This window comes from Nonomuraea sp. NPDC049784 (genome assembly GCF_040659615.1).
Classification (GTDB): domain Bacteria; phylum Actinomycetota; class Actinomycetes; order Streptosporangiales; family Streptosporangiaceae; genus Nonomuraea.
This window is the reverse complement of record NZ_JBFAMX010000954.1, coordinates 1-2,786: the sequence shown is the minus strand read 5'-3', so window position 1 is coordinate 2,786 and position 2,786 is coordinate 1. Positions and strand designations below refer to the sequence as shown.

Sequence of the window (2,786 nt, the reverse complement as noted above, 5' to 3'; positions counted from 1 at the left end):
CCGAGCAACCGCTGGCCACGGCCGAGGCGCGGTGGATCGGCCAGCTGCCGCCCGGCGTGGACGGCGATCGGCTGAAGGCGGTCCGGCTGCGTACCACGTACACGCCGGAGAGCTCGGGCGAGCACCAGCTGTCGGTCGCCGGGGTGGGGGCCTTCACCGTCGTCGTGAACGGCGGGACCGTCTTCGACGGGACCCTCGAGGCGGACGGCGACGACCCGGCGGCGGGGTTCCTGTCGCCGCCCGAGCGGCGGGTGAGCGTGCCCATGACCGCTGGGGAGCCGTACGAGGTGGTCGTGACGCACCCGGCGGGGGCGTTCGGCGGGATGGCGTTCGTGTCCTTCACGGTCGGCCACGCGAATCCGAGCCCGGGCGAGGAGGAGCTGCTGGCCGAGGCCGTCCGGGTGGCGGCGGAGTGCGATGTGGCGGTGGTCGTGGCCGCGACCACGCCGGAGGTGGAGAGCGAGGGCTTCGACCGTACGGACCTCAGGCTGCCGGGACGGCAGGACGAGCTGATCCGGGCGGTCGCCGCGGCCAACCCGCGCACCGTGGTGGTCGTCAACGCGGGCTCACCGGTCGAGATGCCCTGGACGGAGGAGGTGGCGGCCGTGCTGCTCACCTGGTTCCCCGGGCAGGAGGCGGGGACGGCGCTGGCGGACGTGCTGTTCGGGGACGCCGAGCCGGGCGGGCGGCTGCCCACGACGTGGCCGAGGCGGCTGGAGGACGCTCCCGTGGTGAACGTGACGCCGGTGGACGGTGTGGTGGCCTACGAGGAGGGGGTGTCGATCGGATACCGGGCGTGGGAGCGGTCGGGGCGCGCGCCCGCGTTCTGGTTCGGGCACGGCCTGGGGTACACGACCTGGTCGTACGACTCGATCGCGGCCGAGGGGACGACCGTGACGGTGGCCGTCACCAACACCGGCGACCGCCCGGGCCGCGAGATCGTGCAGGTGTACGTCTCCAAGGTGCTGGCCGGGTTCGACGTGGTGGAGGCCGCGCCGGGGGAGACCGTGCTCACGACGATCTTCCTGCCCGAGCGGGCCTTCCAGGTCTGGGACGGCGGCTGGCGGACGGCCGAGGGCGAGTACGCGGTCGAGGCGGGCCCCAACGTGGGCGATCTCCGCCTGCCGGCCGTTGTGAAGATCTAGCCGCGCGAGAAATGGCCGGGTCGCGTTTTCCGTATCGCACCAGTTGGTTTGTATCCTTCAGAGCATGGCAAAGTCCGAGGATCCAGAGAAGCCGGGGCGCATCAAGCAGCTCCGCATGATCGCGCAGATCATCAAGCAGGCCAACCCCAAGGGGTTGCCCATCGTCTTCCTTTCGGCGGTGGGCACGCTGGCTGTGGTCGTCGTGATCGGCCTGGTCACGGACTACTTGTGGTATTCGGTGTTCATCGGCGTGCTGGCCGCGCTCACGGTCGGGTTGGTGGTGTTCGGGCAGCTCGCCCAGAAGGCCCAATACTCGATCCTGCACGGCCAGACCGGCGCCGCGGCGGCGGTGCTGCAGGGCATGCGTGGCAACTGGCAGGTCACCCCGGCCATCGCGGTCAACCGCGACCAGGACCTCATCCACCTGGTGGTCGGCTTCCCCGGCGTCGTGCTGGTGTCGGAGGGGCCCGGCAACCGGGTGGCGAAGATGCTGGCGGCCGAGAAGAAGCGGGTCGCGAGGGTGGTGCTGGGCGTCGAGATCTACGACATCCAGTGCGGTGACGGCGAGGGGCAGGTGCCGCTCGGCAAACTGCAGCGCCACCTCATGAAGCTGCCGCGCAACCTGAAGAAGCCGGCGGTCAACGAGGTGAAGGACCGCCTGCGCTCGCTGCCGAAGAACATGCCGATGCCCAAGGGCCCGATGCCCAGAGGCGCCCGCATGCCGCGCGGCCCCAAGATGCGCTAGTGCTGTCGAGTTCGTCGCGGGCCAACCGCTGGTGGTGGGACGGCAACGCCGACGACTACCAGGTCGAGCACGGCGGGTTCCTGCGTGACACGGGGTTCGTCTGGTGCCCCGAGGGCGTGGACGAGGCCGACGCGCACCTCCTTGGCGAGGTGCGCGGCCGTCACGTGCTGGAGATCGGCTGTGGCGCGGCGCAGTGCGCGCGGTGGCTGGCGACGCAGGGGGCGCGGGTGGCCGCGTTCGACATCTCGCACCGGCAGCTGCGCCACTCCCAGCGCATCGACCTCGACTCCGGGCTGCACGTGCCCGTGGTGCAGGCCGACGCCGAGTCGCTGCCGTTCGCCGACGACGCCTTCGACCTGGCCTGCTCGGCGTTCGGCGCGCTGCCGTTCGTGGCCGACCCGCTCGCCGTGTTCCGCGAGGTGCGCAGGGTGCTCAGGCCCGGCGGCCGGTTCGTGTTCTCGGTGAGCCACCCGATCCGGTGGGCCTTTCCCGACGATCCGGGGCCGCGCGGGCTGACGTCCGACCGGTCCTACTTCGACCGCTCTCCCTATGAGGAACGGGACGAAAACGGCACGGTTACGTACGTCGAGCACCACCGCACCCTGGGCGACTGGGTCAACCTCCTGGTCGCCTCCGGGCTGACCGTCGCCGGGGTGCTGGAGCCCGAGTGGCCCGAGGGGCACGAGCGGGTGTGGGGCGGCTGGAGCCCGCTGCGCGGCCACCACATCCCCGGCACCGCCATCTTCAGCACCGTAGCCGCCTGACGCCGGTCTGCCGCGGGCGGCTCAGGCGGCGACGAAGAACTCCAGCAGCTCGGGGACCAGCGCCTCGGGGGCCACGTTGTGCGTCTGGTCCTCCAGCACCCGTCGCACCGCACCGGGCACCGCCGCCGCGAC

At 71.8% G+C, this 2,786-nt stretch carries 3 protein-coding genes; all 3 read left to right on the top strand.

Translation table 11 applies throughout. The features are described 5' to 3' along the window. Positions 1-1,145 (top strand): glycoside hydrolase family 3 C-terminal domain-containing protein (locus AB0J09_RS61600; protein WP_360713356.1); only part of this gene is annotated, 1,145 nt, incomplete at its 5' end. A gap of 64 nt (positions 1,146-1,209) precedes the next feature. Beyond that, entirely contained in the window at positions 1,210-1,890 is a 681-nt protein-coding gene (locus tag AB0J09_RS61595) for a DUF4191 domain-containing protein (protein ID WP_360713354.1), read from the top strand. Beyond that, complete coding sequence (locus tag AB0J09_RS61590; protein WP_360713352.1) at positions 1,890-2,654, top strand: class I SAM-dependent methyltransferase; 765 nt, start codon at positions 1,890-1,892, stop codon at positions 2,652-2,654. The genes AB0J09_RS61595 and AB0J09_RS61590 overlap by 1 nt, the downstream gene beginning before the upstream one ends. The last annotated feature ends 132 nt before the right edge of the window (positions 2,655-2,786 follow it).